This window comes from Streptococcus sp. Marseille-P6264 (assembly GCF_902460355.1).
Classification (GTDB): Bacteria; Bacillota; Bacilli; order Lactobacillales; family Streptococcaceae; genus Streptococcus.
This window is the reverse complement of record NZ_CABPTO010000007.1, coordinates 91,121-114,724: the sequence shown is the minus strand read 5'-3', so window position 1 is coordinate 114,724 and position 23,604 is coordinate 91,121. Positions and strand designations below refer to the sequence as shown.

Here is a 23,604-nt window from a genome sequence, read left to right as displayed (position 1 = left end):
GGACTGGAATTTGCATTCTAGTTCCTTTTTTATAATTATTAGTAAATTCTTGGTTGGAATATGATGTTTTTGTATCAAGATATTTACAATGCTGTAAACTTACTTGACAACTTGAAATACTCATCAGATTGGGCAAAGGTTATTCGTTGTTCTCCTTGCTAAATCATGCTATAATAGACCTTGCTCAAGCGACCTTCAATCGTTGAAAGCACAGCACGACCTTCAATCGTGAAATAACGAAAAGATGGGAGAACACAATGAGTGATAACTCTAAGACTCGTGTCGTCGTTGGTATGAGCGGAGGGGTCGATTCATCAGTAACTGCTTTACTCTTGAAAGAGCAAGGTTATGATGTAATTGGCATCTTCATGAAAAACTGGGACGATACAGATGAATTTGGTGTCTGCACAGCTACGGAAGACTACAAGGATGTAGCTGCTGTTGCAGATCAGATTGGCATTCCTTACTACTCTGTCAACTTTGAAAAAGAGTATTGGGATCGCGTTTTTGAATACTTCTTGGCAGAATACAGAGCTGGTAGGACTCCAAATCCAGATGTCATGTGTAACAAGGAAATCAAGTTCAAGGCCTTTTTGGACTATGCCATGACCTTGGGGGCAGACTATGTGGCGACTGGGCACTATGCCCGTGTGGCGCGTGATGAGGATGGCATTGTTCATATGCTTCGTGGTGTGGACAATGGCAAAGACCAGACCTATTTCCTCAGCCAACTTTCGCAAGAACAACTGCAAAAAACCATGTTCCCCTTGGGACATTTGGAAAAACCTGAAGTTCGCAGACTAGCAGAAGAAGCAGGCCTTGCGACTGCTAAGAAGAAAGACTCAACAGGCATTTGCTTCATTGGTGAGAAGAATTTTAAAGAATTTCTGAGTCAATACTTACCAGCCCAGCCTGGTCGCATGATGACAATGGATGGCCGAGATATGGGCCAGCATGCTGGACTCATGTATTATACCATTGGACAGCGGGGTGGTCTTGGAATTGGTGGTCAGCAGGGCGGTGACAACGAGCCTTGGTTTGTAGTCGGAAAAGACCTTAGCCAAAATATTCTTTATGTCGGTCAAGGATTTTATCATGATAATTTGATGTCAACTAGCCTTGACGCTAGTCAGGTTCATTTCACAAAAGAAATGCCAGAGGAATTTACTATGGAATGTACAGCTAAGTTCCGTTATCGTCAGCCAGATTCCAAAGTGACAGTTACTGTGAAGGGGGACAAGGCAGTTGTCAACTTCGATCAACCACAAAGGGCTGTTACTCCAGGTCAAGCTGTCGTCTTTTATGATGGAGAAGAGTGTTTAGGTGGAGGATTGATTGACAGAGCTTATAAGAATGGTCAAGTCTTGCAGTACATTTAGATTGACAATTTCGCTCAATTTGCTACAATAAGATAAGCAATACCTATGATGGTCAAAGCTCATGGATGTTGCAGGCTTTTTTGTCCTGCACTTCTAGAGACTTGGCCTTTTTTGGTGAAAAAATGAAGGAAAAAGAAATGACACACAATTTTACTGAAAGTTATGATATTGTCGTGATTGGGGCAGGCCACGCCGGAGTTGAGGCGTCTCTGGCTGCCAGTCGTATGGGCTGTAAAGTGCTGCTAGCAACCCTTAATATTGAGATGCTGGCTTTTATGCCTTGTAATCCATCTATCGGAGGGTCTGCTAAAGGCATTGTTGTCCGTGAAGTAGACGCTTTGGGCGGTGAGATGGCCAAGAATATTGACAAGAGCTATATCCAGATGAAGATGCTCAACACGGGGAAGGGACCTGCAGTACGGGCTCTTCGTGCGCAGGCGGATAAGGAAGTCTACTCCAAAGAAATGCGGAAAACTGTCGAAAATCAAGAAAATCTGACTCTGCGGCAAACCATGATTAATGAAATCTTAGTAGAAGATGGTAAGGTCATTGGGGTTAAGACAGCGACCAATCAAGAATTTGCAGCTAAAGCTGTCATTGTTACGACTGGAACAGCCTTGCGGGGAGAAATTATCATTGGTGATCTCAAGTATTCATCTGGCCCGAATCACAGTCTGGCAGCCATTCCTTTGGCTGATAACCTGCGGGATCTAGGTTTTGAAATTGGTCGTTTTAAAACTGGAACGCCTCCGCGTGTCAAGGCGTCATCTATCAATTATGATGTGACCGAGATTCAGCCAGGTGATGAAAAGGCCAATCATTTCTCTTACACGTCTCGTGATGAGGACTATGTGAAGGATCAAGTTCCTTGCTGGTTGACTTATACCAATGCCGAAAGTCATGAAATCATCCAAAACAACCTGCATCGGGCGCCTATGTTTTCAGGAATAGTCAAGGGTGTGGGGCCACGCTATTGCCCGTCTATTGAGGATAAAATCGTCCGTTTTGCGGACAAAGAACGCCACCAGCTTTTCCTAGAGCCTGAAGGACGTGATACGGAAGAAGTTTATGTGCAGGGGCTATCAACCAGTCTGCCAGAAGATGTGCAGAAGGACTTGGTTCACTCTATTAAGGGGCTAGAAAATGCTGAGATGATGCGGACAGGCTATGCCATTGAGTACGATATGATTATGCCTCACCAGTTGCGGGCAACCTTGGAAACCAAGAAAATTTCTGGACTCTTTACAGCAGGTCAGACCAATGGAACTTCTGGTTATGAAGAAGCTGCAGGTCAAGGGATTATCGCTGGGATTAATGCGGCCTTGAAAGTTCAAGGTAAGCCGGAGTTAATCTTGAAGCGCAGTGATGGTTACATTGGAGTCATGATTGATGATTTAGTGACCAAGGGAACCGTAGAACCTTATCGACTCTTGACTAGCCGAGCGGAGTACCGTTTGATTCTCCGCCATGACAATGCTGATATGCGTTTAACAGAGATTGGCCGAGAAATTGGTTTGGTAGATGATGAGCGTTGGGCTCGTTTCGAGATTAAAAAGAATCAATTTGACAACGAGATGAAGCGCTTGGAATCCATCAAGTTGAAACCTGTCAAGGAAACCAATGCTAAGATAGAAGCTCTTGGCTTTAAATCTCTGACAGATGCAGTGACAGCTAAAGAATTTATGCGGCGTCCGGAAGTGTCTTACCAAGATGTAGTTCAGTTTATTGGTCCAGCGACAGAAGAGTTGGATGAAAAAATTATCGAGCTAATTGAGACAGAGATTAAGTACGAAGGATATATTTCTAAAGCCCTTGATCAGGTTGAGAAGATGAAACGTATGGAAGAAAAGCGGATTCCAGCTAATATTGACTGGGATGATATTGATTCCATTGCGACAGAAGCACGGCAGAAGTTTAAGAAAATCAATCCAGAAACGATTGGTCAAGCAAGCCGTATTTCGGGTGTCAATCCAGCAGATATTTCGATTTTGATGGTTTATTTGGAAGGAAAGTCTAGAAGTATTTCTAAAAACAAAGCAAAATCATAACCATATTAACGTACTATCTTAATGATAGTACGTTTTTTATATAATTTACAGTTTTGTAAACGAAAATTGACAAAAGAATCTCTTTATACAAAACAGGGTTTACATATATTGTCAATTATTAAAACTGTTATATTTACAAGGTTTACAGAGATTGAAAGCGATTCACAAGTTCTTATCTAAAAAGAATCTTAGCGACTTGCTTCTGTCTTGCTTTACAAGTGTCCAAAGACAGTGAAAACTCGCTTTTTTTAAGAAAATATGGTAAAATGGCGCAATAAGAGGTTTTTTAATGAAAAGAATTCGTTTTTCCCCGAGCCACTTTGCGATAGTGGGGTTTACTTCCTTTATCATATTAGCTATTTGTCTACGCCTTTTTGGTGATAGTTTGCCTATGCTGGCTTCTCTTTTCATAGTGCTGGCGCTTTTGGTTGGGCTATTTATTCAGCAGCAGAGAATGTCCGAATTGGACGAGCTTGAGCAGATTCGCTATGTCAATCATCAAGCAGAGGGAAGTTTAGCTTCTTTGTTAGATAAGATGCCAGTTGGTGTGATTAAAATCAATGAAAATAGTGGAGATGTGGACTGGTTCAATCCTTATGCTGAATTGATTTTTACAACGGATGATGGGGAGCTAAATAGTGATCTCCTGCAGGAAATTATCCAGCTTGCTGCTTCGAAATCGGGTAGCTACGCAACAGTAGGAGAAAACCAGTATTCTGTTTACTTTGATTCAGCTTCTAGTGTCTTGTACTTTTTTGATGCATCAAGTGAGTATGAAGCAACAGTTGGGCTCGTTACGACGCGACCAGTTATCGGTGTTGTTTCAGTTGATAATTATGATGATTTGGAAGATGCTGTATCAGATTCAGATATCAGTCATATCAATAGTTTTGTAGCTAACTTTGTAGCAGAGTTTTCTGAGCAATTTCATATGTTCTACCGTCGGGTGGGTATGGATCGTTATTATCTTTTCACAGATTATACGGTTTTGGAACAACTGATGGATAGTAAATTTTCGATCATTGATCAATTTCGGACAGAAGCCAAGAATCGAAAACTTCCTCTGACGCTTAGTATGGGCTTTTCTTACGGGGATGGTAAGCATGATGAAATTGGTAAGATTGCCCTCCTTAATCTTAACCTAGCTGAGGTCCGAGGTGGTGACCAAGCGGTTGTCAAAGAGAATGACGAGACCAAGAATCCAGTTTACTTTGGTGGTGGAACGGCTGCATCTGTCAAACGTACACGCACGCGTACGAGGGCTATGATGGCAGCTATTTCAGATAAAATCAAGAGTGTAGATCAGGTTTTTGTGGTTGGTCATCGCAATCTTGATTTGGATGCCTTAGGCTCCGCGGTGGGTATGCAGCTTTTTGCTAGCAATATCATTGAGAAAGCTTATGTTGTGTATGATGATCAACAGATGGGGTCAGATATCTATCGCTCTATTCAAAAATTGACGTCAGAAGGCGCTGATTATCTTTTGCCGATCTCAGAAGCCGTAAACCGAGTGACCAGTCGTTCGCTCTTGATAATGGTAGACCACTCGAAGTTGGCCTTAACGCTTTCAAGAGAATTATTTGATCGATTTAGTCAGACAATTGTAGTGGATCATCATCGTCGCGATGAGGATTTTCCTGAAAACGCAGTCATCGCCTATATCGAAAGTGGAGCTAGCAGCGCCAGCGAATTGGTAACAGAGCTGATTCAGTTTCAAAACTCCAAGAAAAATCGCCTTAATAAAATTCAAGCCAGCCTGCTCATGGCTGGGATTATGCTAGACACCAAGAATTTCACCTCCAGAGTAACGAGTCGAACCTTTGATGTAGCCAGTTATTTGCGGGCTCGGGGCAGTGATAGTGTCGTCATTCAGGATATTTCTTCGACGAATTTTGAAGAGTATAGAGCAGTCAATGAGCTGATTTTGACTGGTAAGAAGCTTTTGCCAAATGTGATTGTAGCAGCGGGTCCTGAAAATACCAGCTATGATACTGTCGTCATTAGTAAGGCAGCTGACACTATGCTTGCCATGTCGGGCATTGAAGCAACATTTGTGGTCAGCAGGAATACTGAGGGTTACGTATCCATTTCAGCTCGTAGTCGCAGCAAGATCAATGTCCAGCGGATTATGGAGAAAATGGGTGGTGGCGGCCACTTTAATCTAGCTGCAGCGCAAGTCAGCGATCAAACGGTTGCTGAAGTCACCCAACGTCTAAATCAAGAGATTATGGATCAAGTGATGGATAATGAAGAATCACTAGAAAAGGAGAAATAAAATGAAAGTTATTTTTTTAGCAGATGTAAAAGGAAAAGGGAAAAAAGGGGAAATCAAGGAAGTGCCTACTGGCTACGCTCAAAATTTCCTGATTAAGAAAAATCTGGCCAAAGAAGCCAATGCACAAGCTATCGGTGAGCTGAGAGGAAAGCAAAAATCTCAAGAAAAAGCCCACGCAGAAATGGTAGCAGAAGCTCAAGCCATTAAAGCTAAGTTGGAAGAAGAGGCAACGGTTGTTGCGTTTACAGAGAAGGTCGGCCCAGACGGACGGACTTTTGGTTCGATTACTAACAAGAAAATTGCTGATGAACTACAAAAGCAATTTGGCCTAAAAATTGACAAACGGAATATCAAGGTTGATTCTCCCATTCGTTCGATTGGTCTGATTGATGTTCCTGTAAAGATTTACCAAGATGTAACAGGTGTGATTCGCCTGCGGGTTACTGAAGGGTAGAAAGGGAATAAAGGAAGGATTCACCTATGGCAGAGATTGATGAGTTGCGAGCTCAGCCTCAAGATATTTTAGCAGAACAGTCTGTACTAGGGGCCATTTTCATCGATGAGAGCAAACTGGTCTTTGTCCGTGAATATATTGAGCCTGGGGATTTCTTTAAATATGCCCATCGGTTGATTTTTAAGGCTATGATTGACTTGGCAGACCGTGGGGATGCCATCGATGCGACCACTGTCCGCAATATTTTGGATAGCCAGGGAGACTTGCAGAATATTGGTGGTTTGAGCTATCTGGTAGAGGTCGTTAATTCTGTGCCGACTTCTGCCAATGCAGAGTACTATGCCAAAATCGTCTCTGAAAAAGCAATCTTGCGTCGGCTGATTTCGCGTTTGACAGAATCCATCAATCAAGCCTATGATGGCGAGAGACCATCCGAGGAAATCATTGCGGGTGCGGAAAAGGCCCTGATTGATGTCAGTGAAACGGCTAGCCGTAGCGGTTTTAAAACCATCCAGGATATTCTAAATCTTAACTTCGCTAGTCTGGAAGCTCGTTCTCAGCAAACTACTGATATTACAGGGATTGCGACGGGTTACCGTGAGCTGGATAAGATGACGACGGGCTTGCACGAAGAAGAGTTAATCATCCTAGCTGCTCGTCCAGCGGTTGGTAAGACGGCCTTTGCCCTCAATATCGCTCAGAACATCGGGACCAAGCTGGATAAAACAGTGGCCATCTTCTCACTAGAAATGGGGGCAGAGAGTCTGGTGGACCGGATGTTGGCATCAGAGGGAGTGATTAATTCTCACTCCATTCGTACAGGGCAATTGACAGATGAAGAGTGGCAGAAATATACCATTGCGACGGCAAATCTGGCCAATGCGAGTATCTATATTGATGACACGCCAGGGATTCGAATTACGGAGATTCGTTCGCGGGCTCGTAAGCTGTCTCAAGAGACAGGTAATCTTGGCCTGATTTTAATTGACTACTTGCAGTTGATTACAGGAACGGGTCGCGAAAATCGCCAACAGGAAGTTTCAGAAATTTCCCGCCAGCTTAAGATTTTAGCGAAGGAGCTCAAGGTGCCAGTTATTGCGCTGAGTCAGCTCTCGCGTGGCGTGGAGCAACGGCAGGACAAACGTCCAGTACTATCAGATATTCGGGAGTCTGGCTCTATCGAACAGGATGCGGATATCGTAGCCTTTCTTTACCGAGATGACTATTATGAACGGGCCGGTGAGGAAGAGGAAGGCATTCCTAACAATAAGGTTGAAGTCATTATTGAGAAAAACCGGAGCGGAGCGCGTGGTACGGTTGAGCTAATTTTCCAAAAAGAATATAATAAATTTTCAAGTATTTCTAAAAGAGAGGATGTATAGTATGAGTGATGCATTTACAGATGTGGCAAAAATGAAGAAAATCAAGGAGGACATCAAGGCTCACGAGGGGCAGATGGTGGAAATGACCTTGGAAAATGGCCGTAAGCGCCAAAAAAGCAAACAAGGTCGCTTGATTGAAGTTTATCCTTCTCTATTTATCGTTGAGTATGAAAATGAAGGAGGGCAGCCGGGTGAAATTGCCAACACCTATGTGGAGTCCTATACTTACTCAGATATTTTGACAGAGAAAAATTTAATTCGCTATTTTGACTAAGAATAATAGGTTATTCCAGAACTTTGTATTGCTTCCTAGAGTTGGGTAAAACCCAACTTTGAGGAACAGTTCATTTCTGGGATTTTTCTTAACCTAAACATGCCATACCAAGGACGGTTAAGATCAGCCGAATGGTGTATCTGCGAAGGCATGAGCTAGGACTTATGAAAGCTCCTACATATAGAGAAAGTGCTGGTGAAGGAAATGATAAAAAACCTGATTTTTGACTTAGGAAATGTCTTGATTGAATGGAATTCTGAGAAAATCTTGACCTCTTTTGAACCTGAGAAAGAGCGGCGACAGCTTCTTAGACAGGTCATTTTTGAGTCGGGTGTCTGGCATCAAACAGACAAGGGAGAGCTGAGCTTGAAAGAAGCCTGTGACGAAGTGCTTGTTCAGCTGGATGACTCCTACCATCCTGCTGTTCAGAATATCTTCTACAATTGGTATGAGGTTGTGGAGGTTTACAGTGGTTTACAGGAGCAGATTGGGCTGTGGGCTGATCAAGGCTATCGCATTTACATCCTGTCAACTACTTGCGAGATTTTTTACCGTATTGAAAAAGCTGGTTTGCTGCCCATCTTTCCACTGCTGTCGGGCTATATCCTTTCCTCAGAAGTCGGGGTTGTCAAGCCAGAGCCAGAGATTTATCAAAAGCTACTAAAAAAGTATAGTCTTAATCCGACAGAGTCCGTTTTCATTGACGACATTCAGGCTAACTTGGATACGGCAGCTGAACTGGGTTTTGAAACCATCTTATCCACCAGTGAGCCAGAAAATATCAGGGCTATGGAGGCTTTGTTGGCTGCGAAAGGAGAGTTTGTCTGATTGACGATCGTTTGATTCACTTGTAGTTGAAAAGTAGTGAGTCCAAGCTCCAATCTTGACATTTGCTGATGATTGCGTTATCATAATCCTATATATGGGAGTCTGTGTACAGTCTGAGAGGAAGTGTAAGCTTCGACCGCACCTGATCTGGGTAATGCCAGCGTAGGGAATTGTATTTGTAAAGACCTTGTGGTTTTGCTAAATTGGTGAATATTCACCAATCTTTAGTTTACTGATGCATGCAACACCTTTTCCATATTGGAGAAGGTGTTTTTGTATGGAAAGTAAGGTGTTTATAAAGGGAGCTCGCTGTCTTTTTGTTTAAAAGCCAAGTTATTTTCTTGTGAATTTTAATCCTATCTGCATACATTATTCTCAGATGAAGCATGAAAGTAAGGAGGTGAAGAGATGAAAGCCAGTATCGCTTTACAAATTCTTCCTTTGTCACATGATTTGAATCGTTTGGCAGTCATAGAGGAAGTGATTGAGTTTTTGCAAAAACAGCCAGTGAAGATGGTCGTGACACCTTTTGAGACCGTTCTAGAAGGGGAATGGGAGACCTTATTTCCTATTCTGCAGCAGGCGATTGAGCTTGCAGGCACTCAGGCAGACAATGTTTTTGCGAATGTGAAAATAAACTATGGAAAGATTTTAAGTATTGATGAAAAACTTGAAAAATATCCTGCGGCAGCAGATTAGCCTTTTGGGGATGCTGGGAATCCTTGTCATATGGCAGGTCATGGGCTGGCTCAAGCTCTTGCCCAAGTTTATCCTGCCGACACCTCTGGAAATCGGTCAGGCCTTTATCAGAGATGCGGGCTTTCTAGCAGGTCATAGCTGGGCCACCTTAAAAGTAGCCTTGCTGGGGTTAGTCTTGGGCGTCATCTTGGCCTGTATACTAGCTATACTCATGGACAGCATGAGCTGGCTCAATGATCTGATTTACCCCATGATGGTCGTGGTGCAGACGATTCCGACCATTGCTTTGGCGCCAATTCTGGTTCTCTGGCTGGGTTATGGGATTTTGCCTAAGATTGTGCTGATTATTTTGACGACAACTTTTCCGATTATCGTCAGTATTCTGGATGGTTTTCGGCATTGTGACCGGGATACTCTGACGCTCTTTGAGCTTATGCAGGCCAATCGCTGGCAGATTCTCTGGCACTTTAAGATTCCGGCTAGCCTACCCTATTTCTATGCGGGCTTGCGTGTCAGTGTTTCTTATGCCTTTATCACGACCGTGGTTTCTGAATGGCTGGGCGGTTTCGAAGGTTTGGGTGTTTATATGATTCAGTCCAAGAAACTTTTCCAGTACGATACTATGTTTGCTATTATCATATTGGTTTCGGTTATCAGTCTTCTGGGGATGAAGCTGGTGGCTGTCAGTGAAAAATATGTCATTAAGTGGAAATAGGAGCTCAGCTCTGCTATTTCCAAAGAAAGAAAAGAGGATTATAATGAAAAAAACTTATAAAATGTTCTTGGCAGGTTTGGCTGCCGTGTCAATCTTTGGCCTAGCGGCTTGCAGCAAGTCAGGCTCAGAGTCTGCTAGTAAGGATAAAAAGATTGATTTTATTCTAGACTGGTCACCAAACACCAACCATACTGGCCTTTATGTAGCTCAGGAAAAGGGCTACTTTAAGGAAGCAGGTGTGGATGTGGATATCAAGTTGCCGCCTGAAGATAGCAGTTCGGATTTGATTATCAACGGCAAGGCACCTTTTGGTATTTACTTCCAGGACTCCATGGCTAAAAAACTGGATAAGGGTGCAGAAATCACGGCTGTTGCAGCTATTGTAGAGCATAATACTTCGGGCATTATTTCTAAGAAATCGGCTGGTATTACAGGGCCTAAGGATCTGGCTGGGAAAAAATACGGCACTTGGAATGATCCTGTGGAGCTGGGCATGCTCAAAACCTTAGTTGAAAGCCAAGGTGGCAAGTTTGACGAAGTGGAAAAAGTGCCTAATAACGATTCCAACTCTATTACGCCGATTGAAAATGGCTTGTTTGATGCAGCGTGGATTTATCATGGCTGGGACGGCATCATGGCAGAGACGCAAGGCATTGACACTAATTTCTTTTATATGAAGGACTATGTAAAGGAGTTTGACTATTATTCCCCAGTCATTATTGCTAATAATGACTATCTGAAGAAGAATCCAGACGAGGCGAAAAAGGTCCTGCAGGCCATCAGGAAGGGTTATCAATATGCCATGGAGCACCCTGAAGAAGCAGCGGATATTTTAATCAAGCATGCGCCAGAGCTGAAAAGCAAGCGTGACTTTGTCTTGGCTTCCCAAAAATATTTGTCCGAGCAATATGCATCGGATAAGGACAAGTGGGGTCAGTTTGAGGCTAGCCGCTGGAATGCCTTTTACAAATGGACCAAGGACAATGGCATCGTGAACAATGACTTGAGTGATAAGGGATTCAGCAACGATTATATAAAATAATGACAGAAATTAAACTTGAAAATGTAAGCTATGCTTATGATGAGCAGCAGATTTTGAAAGATATCAGCCTAGAGGTAGAAGCAGGCCAGGTCGTAGGGATTTTGGGTCCTAGTGGCGTTGGGAAATCGACTCTCTTTAATCTGATTGCTGGGATTTTGGAAGTCCAGTCGGGCAGGATTGTCCTAGACGGGCAGGAAAATCCTAAGGGGCGGGTGAGCTATATGCTGCAGAAGGACTTGCTGCTGGAGCACAAGACAGTGCTGGGCAACGTCATCTTGCCCCTCCTCATCCGAAAAGTATCCAAAAAGGAAGCGACGGAGCAAGCAACTCAGATTTTGAAGGAGTTCGGGCTCTTTGATGTGGCAGACAAGTATCCACATGAGCTGAGCGGGGGGATGCGGCAGCGCGTGGCTCTGCTGCGGACCTACATGTTCGGCCATAAGCTATTTCTTCTGGACGAGGCCTTTAGTGCCTTGGATGAGCTGACCAAGATGGAGCTACATGCTTGGTATCTGGATATTCACCGTAGGCTGAGTCTGACGACTCTTCTCATCACGCATAGCATTGAGGAAGCTCTCGCTCTCAGTGACCGTATCTACATTCTGAAAAATCGCCCTGGGCAAATCGTGGCAAACCTCCAGCTAAGTTGGTCAGACAGCGAGGATAAAGAACTGCAGAAGCTGCGATACAAGCAGGAGATTTTGAAACTTTTAGGTTTGTGAGTTTCCTTGTTTTCTAAAAATGACTTTAGAGAGTGGGAAAGAAATCGGTAATTCGTTAGAATTCGATTTCGTCGTCCCACCTCCGCACAGTTGAGTAGGGTTGTAAAAGCTGATGAAATCAGCGTAATAGAGCCCACTCAACCACTGCGTCTTGCTCGACAATCCAAAAACAATTGAGGGGCTAGGACTTTTGTCCCAGCCCTTTTTTTGTTTATTCCCCTTTACTTTTTCTTTTGTTCATGGTACAATAGCCTTTGTGTGAAATAGCAGCAGGAAAGCATGAAGCTCGTCAACAGGTGTCTTATGACAAGTAACCTTGGCTGTTTAGGCGAAGGGCATCTGCACGAATCAGGGCTTTCTAAGTGACTATTTCCGCCAAATATTATTTATATCAGGAGGACATACATATGTCACGTTATACAGGACCATCTTGGAAACAAGCTCGTCGCCTTGGCCTTTCACTTACAGGTACAGGTAAAGAATTGGCACGTCGTAACTACGTACCAGGACAACACGGACCAAACAACCGTTCTAAATTGTCAGAATACGGTTTGCAATTGGCTGAAAAACAAAAACTTCGTTTCACTTACGGTGTAGGTGAAAAACAATTCCGTAACTTGTTCGTACAAGCTACAAAAATCAAAGGCGGAATCCTTGGTTTCAACTTCATGCTTCTTTTGGAACGTCGTTTGGATAACGTTGTTTACCGTCTTGGTCTTGCGACTACTCGTCGTCAAGCTCGCCAATTCGTAAACCACGGTCACATCCTTGTTGACGGAAAACGCGTTGATATCCCATCATACCGCGTAACTCCAGGTCAAGTGATCTCAGTTCGTGAAAAATCATTGAAAGTTCCAGCGATCCTTGAAGCTGTTGAAGCAACTCTTGGACGTCCAGCATTCGTATCATTCGACGCTGAAAAATTGGAAGGTTCATTGACTCGCTTGCCAGAACGCGACGAAATCAACCCAGAAATCAACGAAGCACTTGTCGTTGAATTCTACAACAAAATGCTTTAATTTCTATTGGAAATTTATTCAGAAGCCGATTTCGGCTTCTTTTTTATTCGATTAACCAAAAGAGGCTAGGACATCTTGTCCCAGCCTTTATTAGTTGTCGAGTTTTATAGCATCTTTAAAAGAAGATTAGCCATTTGTTCTGGGCTTTCCTTACTACCTCGGGCGATCCACATCTGGTAGACGCCAAAGAAGGCATTAACGAGGTAGACGATGCCGTATTCCTTTTCGATTTGATTGAAAGCTTTATTGCGAAACCGTTCTTGTAGGATTTGGGAAAGTAAGGATTGGAGCTTGTGGCGTAGGAAATTTTGAATTTCTCTAGTACCGTTTTCCGTCAAGAGAGCAGCCAGAAGAGGCTCTTGGGTCAGGAACTGAAAGACCTCTGTGATAGCGACTGCTACATCCTCACGATTGTGTTCAAAGATGTATTCTAGTTGATGAAAGAGGCCTTGTTGATAGCGCTCAATCATATCATATTTATCCTTGTAGTGGGTATAAAAGCTACTGCGACTGATACCAGCAGCTCGGGCTAATTCGACTGTTGTAATATGGTCAAAAGACTCCTGATGCAATAAGTCAACCATAGCCTTTTCAATGATGGCCTTGGTTTTCTTACGTTTATTACTTTCTGTCATTTCAATTTTTCCTTTGTTATTGAATTATACAAAATTAGACAAGGTGTACAAAAAATAGAATTTTCTGCTTGCCTTAATTTTTTTATTGTGTATAATCTATTATATCAAATTTTTAGACAATGTGTATAAAAAAGGAGAAAAGATGTTCAAAGAATGGAAAGCGATCTTCAAAAAACCGAAGATTATAGTGGTCATGCTGGGAGTTGCCTTGATTCCAGCCTTGTATAATGTGATTTTTTTGAGTTCCATGTGGGATCCGTATGGCAAACTTTCTGATTTGCCAGTAGCGGTGGTCAATCAAGACCAAAAGGCGAGCTTGTATGGAAAAGACTTGTCCATTGGGTCAGATATGGTCCAAGATATGAAGAAAAATGCATCGTTGGATTTTCATTTTGTGGATGAGAGTCAGGCAGAGAAGGGGCTGGAAAAGGGCGACTATTACATGGTGGTGACTCTTCCCAAGGATCTGTCAGCCAATGCGGCTAGTATCTTGAGCAATCAGCCTAAGCAGGTCACGATTAATTATCAAACATCCAGTGGCCATAGTTTTATCGCTAGTAAAATGAGCGATTCTGCCATGACTTCGATGAAGCAGTCGGTCAGTCAGAAGATCACGAACAGCTATGTGACAAGCCTTTTTGCGAGCATGGACAAGCTAAAAGGTGGACTTGGAACAGCCGCAGATGGGACAGCTAAATTGGCTGAAGGCAGTCAAGAATTAGCAAACGGCAGCCAAAAGCTCTCTACTAACTTGGAAAGTCTAGCTCAGTCCAGCCTCACTTTCTCAGATGGAGCTACAGCGCTATCGACTGGTCTGGTAGCATACACAGATGGAGTGGCTCAGATCAATGCCGGCTTGCCGACTTTTACTAACAAGATGACAGAATATACAGATGGAGTTGGGCAGCTTTCAGCTGGTGCTAGTCAATTAACCGCTCAGTCACAAACATTACTGAATGGAACCAACCAACTGACAGGAAATTCACAGGAATTAGTCGCTGGTGTAGAGCGCCTAAATAGTGGATTGGCAGAACTGCAATCAGCTGTTAATAGCAGTGTTACGACTAATCAAGAAAAGGTTGCTCAGTTGACAGCGGGTCTAGATCAGCTCAATACAGCCATTCAGAATGCCACATCGGGAACGAGCTTGCCAACGGACACAATTGCGGCTTCTCTCACGACAATTGCGACCAATGCCCAGTCTTTGGCAAGTAGTGCGCAAAGTGATCGGGCGGCAGCCGTGGCGGCTTTGGAAGGCACAGCTGCTTACCAGAAACTTTCTGCCAGTGAGCAAGAAGAACTAAAATCAGCTCTAGCAGGTGGTACGGATTCTAGCAGCAGTGCGGCGGCAGCCATTGTACAGGAAGTTCAAGCTATCCAAACAAATCTCCAAGGTTTGAAAACAGCTAGCAGTCAGGCAAGTCAGCTGTCGGCAGCAGCCAATCAAGTCCTGCCAGGTGCTTCAGCTATGATTAATGGTCTCTACGGTGGTCTAGGTCAGGTAAATGAAGCTCTGTCCTCTGCCAGCACTGGTTCAGCGACCCTTTCTCAAGGCATTACGGCTTATACAGGTGGCCTTTCTCAAGTAGCTCAGGGAGTAGCGGCATATACTGCAGGGGTCGATCAGCTTTCTCAAGGAGCGGCTAATCTAGCTAGCCATAATGACCAAGTGACTTCAGGAATCGGTCAAATCAGCTCAGGCCTCTCTCAATTAAATGATAAATCATCTACTTTGGTCACAGGGATGCAAACATTATCTACGGGTGCTATTCAAATGGCGGATGGTTCTCAGCAGTTAGCGGCTGGTGGTCTTACCTTGAACAGTGGGCTGGGAGATTTATCAATCGGTGCTCAGACTCTAAATACAGGCTTGACGAATGCCAAGGGTCAATTATCTGAACTTTCAGTGACAGAGGACAATGCGGCTGCCTTGGCTGGCCCTGTCGAGCTGAAAAAGACAGATAAAGATCAAGTTGGTAAAAATGGTGTTGGTATGGCTCCCTACATGATTTCTGTTGCTCTTTTTGTAGCGGCGATTTCAACCAATGTTATTTTCGGCACGCTCCCTTCTGGTCAGGTTCCAGCTTCCCGTAAAGCTTGGCTCAAGGCTCGTTTGGAGGTCAATGGCTTGATTTCTGTTTTGGCAGGCATCTTAGTTTATGGAGCGGTTCATTTGATTGGTCTTGAGGCCAACTATGAATGGATGACGCTGGCCTTGACTGTTTTAGCCAGCATGGCCTTTATGGCGGTTGTGACGACTCTGGTCACTTGGGATAGTAAGGTCGGGGCCTTTATCTCCTTGATCCTCTTGCTCCTGCAACTGGCTTCCAGCGCTGGTACTTATCCGTTGCCTCTGACGGCGGAAATCTTCCAAAAACTCAATCCAATCTTGCCGATGAGCTATGCGGTGTCAGGACTGCGGGAAACGATCTCGATGAATGGTCAAATCGGTGGCCAGCTAGCCTTCTTGATCGCGACTTTACTGCTTTTCATGGCCTTAGGAACAATAGCCTATCGTCCTGATAAGAAAGAAATCATTTAAGATAGAGAAGAGCGCAGACTATTTTCTCTACGAAAGGAACAACTTGGTTTTGTGAACAGAACCAAGTTTTTTTGTTTCACGTGAAACAGTCGTTAAATAACAGAGAGTTTTATTGTATAGATTCTCTCCACAAGTCTATTTTATTCGGTATGAAAATAATAATGTTTTGTTTTCTTTAAGTTTTCTTTAGCCTTGCTTTAAGTTTTCATCCGTAAAATGGCCCTAGTTACAAGAAAGACAAGGGGAGAATCCATGGCTAAAAAAACATTTAAAGATAAATTTCAACGATTTGAAACCAAATACATTATTTCCAAAGAAACTTTGGCCGATTTATTGACCGAGTTTGAAGGCCATCTGGTGGAGGATGAGCATGCTTATTCGACCATCAACAATCTTTACTACGACACCCCGACCTATCAAATGATTCGTGAGTCCTTAGAAAAGCCTTATTTTAAAGAAAAATTGCGCGTGCGGACCTACGATGAAAATCCAAGAGAAGACAGTCAAGTCTTTTTGGAAATCAAGAAAAAAGTACGCAAAATTGTCTACAAACGCCGCATTTCGACAGATTTAGTGGCTGCAGAGGCTTACTTGGAGGGCGATCACAGTAAGATTGAAGATTGTCAGATTCGTGAGGAAATCGACTGGCTGAGTCAGCGCTACGGTGGCCTGCAGCCCATGATGTATATCTACTACAATCGTTATTCTATGAAGGGGATTGAGGATCCCAATGTTCGAATTACCATTGACCACGATTTGACCTACCGCAACTATGATTTGAGTCTTTTGCATGGTCATTACGGAGAAAATCTTCTGCCGGATCATCATGTGATTATGGAAGTTAAGGTGCCAGGAGCCTATCCGCTCTGGCTGAGTGAGATTCTGGATCGCCATCAGGTCTTTCCAAGTTCCTTTTCCAAATACGGGGTTGCTTACAAGAAAACGACAGACTATAAAGGAGTTGTAAATCATGCTTAGTCACTTATTTTATGATATTTTTACCGATACGGCCGTAGATCCGGCCATGATGATGCTGGCAATCGGAGTGTCCTTGCTTTTGGGCTTGGTCGTTGCCAAGGTTTACCAGTTTAAGACGGTTTACAGCAAATCCTTTGTGATGAGTTTGGCGCTTTTGCCGACCTTGATTGCAATTGTGATTTTCTTGGTCAATGGAAGTCTGGGAGCAGGGGTTGCCGTCATGGGGGCCTTCAGCTTGATTCGTTTCCGTTCCGCACCGGGAGGGGCCAAGGAGCTGGTGTCCATTTTCCTGGTCATGACAATCGGGATTGCCATCGGAATGGGCTATCTGGTCTTTGCGACCGTCTTTACCTTCATCATGTCGCTCGTCATGCTGCTGCTTGAGGTGGTCAATTTTGGTCAGATGAAGCATTCCATGCGCCAGCTGACTGTCGTCATACCAGAAAGTCTGGACTATGAAAGCATTTTTGATGATATTTTTAACAAAGCTGCAAATCATATTGAACTAGCCAATGTCAAAACCTCTGATATGGGAAGTTTGTTCAAGATTAAATACATCCTTCAGCTGAATGGTCAAATGACTGAAAAAGAACTCATCGATGCCCTACGCACGCGCAATGGAAATCTAGAGATTGCCATCAGCCGCTATATCACGAAAGAAAATGAATTATAACTAGAAAGAGGCCAATCATGAAAACAGGCAAGAAAAAAATATTTCAGAAAATAAAACTAATGGTGCCCCTAGCGCTTATGACTGTTAGCTTGGGGGCCTGTAGCTTGACCAACCAGTCCAGCACTCCTACGAGTGCTAGTGCCACGACCACTCAAACGGCTAGCAGTACGACAAAGACAGATACATCTAGCTATTTCACGGATCGTGATCAGGATGCTTCTTATGATGAGTCGACAGCGACCAAGATTAGCTTGAGCGGCTCTACAGCCAAGACATCTGGTGACGGAGCGAGCGTTTCTGGCTCAACGGTGACCATTACGGCAGCTGGAACCTATGTCCTCTCTGGCAGCAGTGAAAATGTGCAGATTGTCGTCAAGGCTGGCGATCAAGACAAGGTGCAAATCGTCTTGGATGGCGTGACCATGACGGGAACGGATGCAGCGATTGTGGTAGAAAATGCGGATAAAACCTTCATTACCCTAGCTGAAGGCAGCAAGAATAGCATTTCTGACTCAGCCAATCACACCAATACTGACTACGATGCGGCTATTTACAGTAAGGACGACTTGACCTTCAACGGCTCAGGCAGTCTGACCATTGAAGGAAAATACGGTAACGCGGTCGAATCTAATGATGACCTGCGTATCACAGGCGGGACTTATACGATTAAAGGCTACAAGAATGGCTTGTCAGCCAATGATGCCATCAACATCAAGGAGGCGAGTCTAGATATTACCGCGACGGAGGATGCGATCCACGCAGATAATGACGAGGACACTTCGCTCGGAAATCTCTATATCCAATCTGGTACCATTACGATTAATGCTGGCGATGACGGTCTTCATGCCAGCAATGCAGCAGTGATTGACGGTGGTACTATCACAGTCAAGTCCAGTGTCGAAGCTTTAGAGGGAACAAATGTCACGATTAACGGCGGTACACTTGACCTTTATGCGACGGATGATGGAATCAATGCGGCTAGTACAGCGACTGGGGCTGAGATTTTTATTAAGATTACTGGAGGTGACATCAAGGTTGAGGTCGGCCAAGGCGATACAGACGCCCTTGATTCCAACGGTGATATCATCATGACAGGTGGAAACTTAGCTATCACGTCCACTGTGTCTGCCTTTGACTTTGATGGTAAGGCTACCTATACGGGCGGGACTATCACGGTCAATGGGCAAACCCGAACCGAAATCACAGCCGATGGCCCTGGTGGTGGCGGTGCCCAAGGCGGACAAGGTGGCGGTCCCGGTGGACATTGATTAGAAAAAAATCTAAGCAGAGATTGTGCTTAGATTTTTTGTTTAAATCGGCATAAAATGTACAAAAATGATATACTAGTCTCAATAATGACGAGGAGCAATACGATGAGAAAAACGGCTATTTTTGAAGATGTTGTTTCTATTATGACCCAAGATTCTGCAACTAAAAAGGATATTGACGGTGCGGATCCGACTGGTTTTCGCGAATGTATTTCAGACGATATGAGTGAAAAGGACTTTCTTTATCAGGTTCAGACTTATCTAGCTAGCTTCGGAGTTATTGGCCACGTAGCTTTTCGGGAGAAATATGCTAAGCCAAAAGGTTTTGTTCTACGTTCAACAATCCAAGGACTTTATGTTGAGCAGGCTAATGCAGATACGAATTTGCAGGCGGGCGATCAAATTGTGAAACTGGATGGACAGCATCTAGAAGAATTTTATAGGATGCACCGAGCGTATTTTACCAGTTCAACACCCGAGCGAAACTACCGTGAGTGGAGCGAATTGATTTCAAAAGCTAGGCAAGTGACTGTTTTGCGAGCAGGAGCAGAGCAAATCCTTTCAGTTGAGCCTAGCCAGAATCCTATAGAGAGCCGATTTGAATGTAAAGAGTTAGAAAAGGGTGTTATTTATCTCCGTTTGGATGACTTTAGGAACGAGAAAGCCATCAACAAACTCTATCAGGAAGCACAAGATACTATCAAGAGGGCTGCTTGTCTGGTGATTGATGTCCGTCAAAATACTGGCGGGATGGACTCGCTGTATTTTCCCCTACTCCACTATGCTCTTTCTGAGGGGCAAGTCTATTCTGACTTGGACTGGACTGATGAAGGGATGGAAATTCTCTACACAGAGCGGAATGTCGACCTGCGTTTGAAAGATTTTGAAGCCTATGTGCAGCAGGAAGGGATTAACCAGGAGATGAAGGATTTGTTGGAGATAATCATGCAAGACCTGCAGGCCAATCGGGGCAAAGGCTATGTCAAATTTGGAGGCGAGGACAGGGAAATGTTTCCTAATGTGAAAGGAGGAAGCCATCCTGAGAAGATTTTTGTCTTAGCAGATGTCTACTGTGCTTCGTCGGGAGACAATTTTGTCCAGATGATGAAATGGTTTCCTAAGGTGACGGTTCTGGGGCGCCCGACTCTTGGAATACTAGATTATTCCAACTGCTGTCAGGTAGATTATGGTGATTATAGTTTGAACTTTCCAACTTCACGCGCTCTAGCACTTGATAAGGGACAGGGGATGACAGACAAGGGGATTGAACCAGACATCCTTATTCCTTGGACAGTTGAGCATCTGGAGCGGGATGTGGATTTGGAGCGCTGTTTAGAGATGATTCATGACTTTTAGATATCAAAAACGACCTTTTGTTTGGAGGTCGTCTCTTGTTTATTCATCAATTTTGATAGACATCTTCTCTGTATCCACCGTCACTTGAGCACCGATGGTGATGGTAAAGAGTGGCTGAGTATGAGCAAAGTCCAAGTCATAGAGGACAGGAATTGTCTTTAGAATAGGATGTTTATCCAAGATATAAAGGAGCAGCTCCTTTGTCATCTGACATTCTTTGGGAAAGCGGCCGATGAGGAGAGCCTGTGGGTTAGGATAGGCTTGAAGGAGGGCAGCTAGATTGCGGTCAAACTCCACATAATCATCTTCCTCCGCCTCTTCAACAAAGAGCACATAGTTTTCATCTGTCGGGGCATAGGGGGTGCCGCGTAGGAGTGAGAAGGTGGAGAGATTACCGCCGATAGCAGTGGCTTGGGCTTTTCCATGGTTGTAGACTTTCCACTCTGTCTCATGGAAGGTCAGTGGCGCATCGGGCAGATACCAAGCATTGTCGCCCCATTTTTCACTAGGAGTCAATTCATAAGAGGTCTGGCTGACGGCCTTGAACCAGCTCTCGGTCTGATAGTCCTGCAGGGCCTCCATCTTAAAGCTAGAGTAGGAGGGACCCATATAAGTTTTCATGCCGGTCTTACTATAGATGGCGTTGAGCAAGGCTGTTGTGTCTGAGTAGCCGCAGAAAATCTTAGGATTTCTAGCAATCAATTCAAAGTCCAGATAGGGCAGGAGCTCATTGCAGTTGAAACCGCCGATGGTGGCCAGAATAGCATCAACGGAGTCATCTGCAAAGGCGGCATGGATGTCTGCCACCCGGCTTTCGATGGAGGCAGAGTCTAACATATCATTTTCCAGATAATGCTCCGAAAAAGACACGGTAAATCCTAGCTTTTCCAAGCGCTCCTTGGCGACTAGATTGGCCTCGAAGCCACCGATGTGTTCGATTGACGCCGAGGGGCTGACGACCCGAATATGCATGCCAGGTGTGAGTTTTTTCATAGAAACCTCCTTGTGGTAAATTTTATAGAGTATCATAACATAAAGGCTATAGGAAGTAAAGGTAGGGTTAGAGAAAATAACCATAAAAAACGGAACCAATCAGGCTCCGTTCTATTTTTAATGACTAATCTCAATGCTGCCGGTGCTGGTGCGAGCGGTCAGCTTGGCTTGGGCCCGTTCATTGGTGTGGATGACTCGATCGCCGATAAAGTCCTCTTGTTCGTGGCTCGTCTGCATCTCCTTGGGTAGTTCAATGTCACCTATATCTGTCTGCAGATCCAGTGAGATGGCTTTGTAGGTCTCTTCGGTGAGATGGAGATCGATGGAGCCATTGCCACTGGACATGTTGATATTGCCCTTGAGGGTTAGTTTATCACTAGTGATACTCCCGTTGGCGAGATTGATTTGAGTATCGGTCAGGCTGGTTTGGACTAGCTCGATGCTGCCATTAGCACTTTCAATGCTACCGCTCTCAATTTGGCTATGACTGAGTTCGATTGAACCATTGCTGAGATCGGCTTTTAATTTTTTGATTGTCAGGTCATTGATTGATAGGCTGCCATTAGCTAAACTTGCCTTAACCTCTTCCAAGTTTTTTCCCTTAGGTAGGCTTAGAGTGATTTGTTGAGTCCTTTCAAAATCTCCATTTATCAAGCTCAGTAAAGAGCGCAGACCGCTACTAATGTTGATAAAAAAGCTGGATTCCTTAATGTATAAACTACCGTTTTCGGCCTTGGTACTGATTTTTTCAGTTGTCTTTCCGTCTCCTTGATAATAGGTCAAATGAACCTTATCATCGGGCGATTCTCCAATTACAACCGAGCGGTTGCTCAGCTCTAGATTTAAGGAATGGATATTGTCATAGGTTTCTTCTTGCTTGGCCATCTTGGTGCTAGCGGCTGAGCTCTTCGCCAGATCCTGCAGCCCACCACTTGCTAGCCCTGCCAGTATGAGGCCTAGACCCAGCAGACAGGCAGCAATAGCAAAGCGGAATATGGTTTTTCTTACTTTAGACATGACGGCCTCCTTTCCGTGCCAAGGCTTGGGCGAGTTTGACAAAGCTGAGTTTGATAAAGCGAAGGATAGGACCAATGCTGAGATAGAAGAGTCCAGCCAGCCCCAAGGCTAAAAGGCTCATCCCCAAACTAAGGGCAAAAGCAGGAATAGAAGTGGTCATGCCGAGAGTCAGGCTGTCCCAAATCAGACTAGCCCCTAGGAGAAGCATAGCAAAGGTAAAGACGGCCATGACAAAAGCAAGGACACTGACGAGGAGGAAGAAAGTAAAAATCAAAGTCAAAGCCAAAATTAATAGAGGAATTGCTAGTGGAGCCGCCAAGATGGACAGAATAGCAATCTGGACGATCTGCTTGCTGTTTTTGACAGAGCCAGCTTCTTGGTTGTCTTCTTCTATTTTTTTATCCAAAAGATTGATGATAATCTCGTGAGCGGCTTCTTTTGGACTGCCTAGCTCAGCCATAGCCGCTGCCTCACCCTCTGGACCTACCTCGTCAAAATACTCGGTGAAGTAGTCCATGGCTTCTTGATAGTCTTTTGCTGGCAACTTTTTCAAATAGTTATCTAGTTGGGCTAGATATTCAGTTCTTGTCATGGCGAACACTCCCTTCGATAATGCCCTTAATCGTGCTGGTATAAAGCTCCCATTCCTTTTTGAGGTGGACCAGTTGTTTCTGACCTCTTGGGGTCAGAGAGTAATATTTTCGTTTTCGACCTTGATATTCCTGAGAGTAAGTCTCTAAATACTGACTCTTTTCCAATTTTTTTAGGATAGGATAAAGCGTGGACTCCTTAATATCAGCAATGAGCTTGATGGTCTGGCTAATCTCGTAGCCGTAGGAATCTTCTTTATCTAAAATCGCTAAAATCAGAAATTCTATCAGGGTAGAAGATGTAGGGAAATACATGCACTACCTCCTATATATAAAAATATTATATATAAACTTTCTACATATAGGATACCGCCCTTTGAACTAAAAGTCAAGTAATATATAGAAATTTTACTTATAGAATTTGAAAAGGATTTCATCCTTGAAAGATAAGGGAAGTAACTCTTTTTCTCTTTATTTCCTTACAAGAACTTTACACAATTGATAGCTTTTATATTGAAATCTTTCTCTATAAAATGGTAAAATAATCTATGTCTATCTAAAAAAGATAAGAGTGAATGAAATGACGAAATATAAGACGATTTATAAGTTTGTAGGGCAGACATTGCTATACTTTGTGATTTTCGTAGCCCTGCTTTATTTCTTTAGTTATCTTGGTCAAGGTCAAGGTGGCTTTATCTACAATGAATTTTAATGT

23 protein-coding genes and 1 riboswitch are annotated in these 23,604 nt (G+C 43.8%); of the genes, 18 read left to right on the top strand and 5 right to left on the bottom strand.

The window, feature by feature from the left end; genetic code table 11:
* Positions 1 to 233: 233 nt before the first annotated feature.
* The 12 genes from mnmA (at position 234) to rpsD (ending at position 12,837) form a co-directional block, all read left to right on the top strand.
* Positions 234 to 1,379, top strand: coding sequence for a tRNA 2-thiouridine(34) synthase MnmA (gene mnmA / locus FZ941_RS09445; protein ID WP_262366296.1), 1,146 nt, complete (start codon positions 234 to 236; stop codon positions 1,377 to 1,379).
* Between the two features lie 137 nt (positions 1,380 to 1,516).
* Positions 1,517 to 3,427: a tRNA uridine-5-carboxymethylaminomethyl(34) synthesis enzyme MnmG gene (mnmG, locus tag FZ941_RS09440; protein ID WP_148887690.1), complete on the top strand. Its 1,911-nt coding sequence runs from the start codon at positions 1,517 to 1,519 to the stop codon at positions 3,425 to 3,427.
* 289 nt (positions 3,428 to 3,716) lie between these two features.
* On the top strand, positions 3,717 to 5,702 hold the full coding sequence (locus tag FZ941_RS09435) for a DHH family phosphoesterase (RefSeq protein ID WP_187418416.1): 1,986 nt from the start codon (positions 3,717 to 3,719) through the stop codon (positions 5,700 to 5,702).
* A gap of 1 nt (position 5,703) precedes the next feature.
* Complete coding sequence (gene rplI, locus FZ941_RS09430) at positions 5,704 to 6,156, top strand: 50S ribosomal protein L9 (protein WP_125373170.1); 453 nt, start codon at positions 5,704 to 5,706, stop codon at positions 6,154 to 6,156.
* A gap of 26 nt (positions 6,157 to 6,182) precedes the next feature.
* Positions 6,183 to 7,538 (top strand): replicative DNA helicase, encoded by a 1,356-nt coding sequence (dnaB, locus tag FZ941_RS09425; RefSeq protein ID WP_015606064.1) that lies wholly within the window; start codon positions 6,183 to 6,185, stop codon positions 7,536 to 7,538.
* 1 nt (position 7,539) lies between these two features.
* The gene (locus FZ941_RS09420; protein WP_005592064.1) at positions 7,540 to 7,812 is read left to right on the top strand and encodes a Veg family protein; all 273 of its coding nucleotides are present in this window, start codon (positions 7,540 to 7,542) and stop codon (positions 7,810 to 7,812) included.
* 204 nt (positions 7,813 to 8,016) lie between these two features.
* On the top strand, positions 8,017 to 8,640 hold the full coding sequence (locus FZ941_RS09415) for an HAD family phosphatase (protein ID WP_187418415.1): 624 nt from the start codon (positions 8,017 to 8,019) through the stop codon (positions 8,638 to 8,640).
* An 84-nt stretch (positions 8,641 to 8,724) separates the two neighbouring features.
* Positions 8,725 to 8,827, top strand: a riboswitch (TPP riboswitch).
* Between the two features lie 221 nt (positions 8,828 to 9,048).
* Positions 9,049 to 9,339, top strand: coding sequence for a thiamine-binding protein (locus FZ941_RS09410; protein WP_148887688.1), 291 nt, complete (start codon positions 9,049 to 9,051; stop codon positions 9,337 to 9,339).
* Positions 9,302 to 10,054, top strand: coding sequence for an ABC transporter permease (locus tag FZ941_RS09405; protein WP_148887687.1), 753 nt, complete (start codon positions 9,302 to 9,304; stop codon positions 10,052 to 10,054). The genes FZ941_RS09410 and FZ941_RS09405 overlap by 38 nt, the downstream gene beginning before the upstream one ends.
* Positions 10,055 to 10,097: 43 nt before the next feature.
* Positions 10,098 to 11,096, top strand: coding sequence for an ABC transporter substrate-binding protein (locus FZ941_RS09400; RefSeq protein ID WP_187418414.1), 999 nt, complete (start codon positions 10,098 to 10,100; stop codon positions 11,094 to 11,096).
* Positions 11,096 to 11,818 carry an ABC transporter ATP-binding protein gene (locus FZ941_RS09395; protein WP_148887686.1) on the top strand — a complete coding sequence of 241 codons (723 nt, stop codon included), beginning with the start codon at positions 11,096 to 11,098 and terminating at the stop codon, positions 11,816 to 11,818. Before FZ941_RS09400 ends, FZ941_RS09395 begins: the two co-directional genes overlap by 1 nt.
* Positions 11,819 to 12,225: 407 nt before the next feature.
* The gene (gene rpsD, locus FZ941_RS09385) at positions 12,226 to 12,837 is read left to right on the top strand and encodes a 30S ribosomal protein S4 (RefSeq protein WP_000092756.1); all 612 of its coding nucleotides are present in this window, start codon (positions 12,226 to 12,228) and stop codon (positions 12,835 to 12,837) included.
* Between the two features lie 104 nt (positions 12,838 to 12,941).
* Here rpsD and FZ941_RS09380 read toward each other — a convergent pair whose 3' ends face one another.
* Positions 12,942 to 13,472: a TetR/AcrR family transcriptional regulator gene (locus tag FZ941_RS09380; RefSeq protein ID WP_005591417.1), complete on the bottom strand. Its 531-nt coding sequence runs from the start codon at positions 13,470 to 13,472 to the stop codon at positions 12,942 to 12,944.
* A 142-nt stretch (positions 13,473 to 13,614) separates the two neighbouring features.
* Here FZ941_RS09380 and FZ941_RS09375 point away from each other — a divergent pair, with 142 nt between their 5' ends.
* The 5 genes from FZ941_RS09375 to FZ941_RS09355 all read left to right on the top strand — a co-directional run bounded on the left by FZ941_RS09375 (position 13,615) and on the right by FZ941_RS09355 (position 20,289).
* Entirely contained in the window at positions 13,615 to 16,014 is a 2,400-nt protein-coding gene (locus FZ941_RS09375; protein WP_148887685.1) for a YhgE/Pip domain-containing protein, read from the top strand.
* A gap of 252 nt (positions 16,015 to 16,266) precedes the next feature.
* On the top strand, positions 16,267 to 16,992 hold the full coding sequence (locus FZ941_RS09370) for a polyphosphate polymerase domain-containing protein (RefSeq protein ID WP_148887684.1): 726 nt from the start codon (positions 16,267 to 16,269) through the stop codon (positions 16,990 to 16,992).
* The gene (locus FZ941_RS09365; protein WP_148887683.1) at positions 16,985 to 17,665 is read left to right on the top strand and encodes a DUF4956 domain-containing protein; all 681 of its coding nucleotides are present in this window, start codon (positions 16,985 to 16,987) and stop codon (positions 17,663 to 17,665) included. The genes FZ941_RS09370 and FZ941_RS09365 overlap by 8 nt, the downstream gene beginning before the upstream one ends.
* 17 nt (positions 17,666 to 17,682) lie before the next feature.
* Positions 17,683 to 18,933, top strand: coding sequence for a carbohydrate-binding domain-containing protein (locus tag FZ941_RS09360; RefSeq protein WP_148887682.1), 1,251 nt, complete (start codon positions 17,683 to 17,685; stop codon positions 18,931 to 18,933).
* 105 nt (positions 18,934 to 19,038) lie between these two features.
* Positions 19,039 to 20,289, top strand: coding sequence for a S41 family peptidase (locus FZ941_RS09355; RefSeq protein ID WP_148887681.1), 1,251 nt, complete (start codon positions 19,039 to 19,041; stop codon positions 20,287 to 20,289).
* 39 nt (positions 20,290 to 20,328) lie between these two features.
* On the opposite strand, the gene FZ941_RS09350 is transcribed toward FZ941_RS09355, so the two are convergent.
* The 4 genes from FZ941_RS09350 to FZ941_RS09335 form a co-directional block, all read right to left on the bottom strand.
* On the bottom strand, positions 20,329 to 21,282 hold the full coding sequence (locus FZ941_RS09350) for a S66 peptidase family protein (RefSeq protein ID WP_148887680.1): 954 nt from the start codon (positions 21,280 to 21,282) through the stop codon (positions 20,329 to 20,331).
* 117 nt (positions 21,283 to 21,399) lie between these two features.
* Positions 21,400 to 22,299: a DUF4097 family beta strand repeat-containing protein gene (locus tag FZ941_RS09345; protein ID WP_148887679.1), complete on the bottom strand. Its 900-nt coding sequence runs from the start codon at positions 22,297 to 22,299 to the stop codon at positions 21,400 to 21,402.
* Positions 22,292 to 22,891, bottom strand: coding sequence for a DUF1700 domain-containing protein (locus tag FZ941_RS09340; protein ID WP_148887678.1), 600 nt, complete (start codon positions 22,889 to 22,891; stop codon positions 22,292 to 22,294). Before FZ941_RS09340 ends, FZ941_RS09345 begins: the two co-directional genes overlap by 8 nt.
* Positions 22,878 to 23,204, bottom strand: a complete 327-nt coding sequence (locus FZ941_RS09335; protein ID WP_148887677.1) for a PadR family transcriptional regulator — start codon at positions 23,202 to 23,204, stop codon at positions 22,878 to 22,880. The genes FZ941_RS09340 and FZ941_RS09335 overlap by 14 nt, the downstream gene beginning before the upstream one ends.
* Before the next feature lie 265 nt (positions 23,205 to 23,469).
* On the opposite strand from FZ941_RS09335, the gene FZ941_RS09330 reads away from it, so the two are divergent.
* Positions 23,470 to 23,601 (top strand): teichoic acid D-Ala incorporation-associated protein DltX, encoded by a 132-nt coding sequence (locus FZ941_RS09330; protein ID WP_005591428.1) that lies wholly within the window; start codon positions 23,470 to 23,472, stop codon positions 23,599 to 23,601.
* Positions 23,602 to 23,604: the final 3 nt, after the last annotated feature.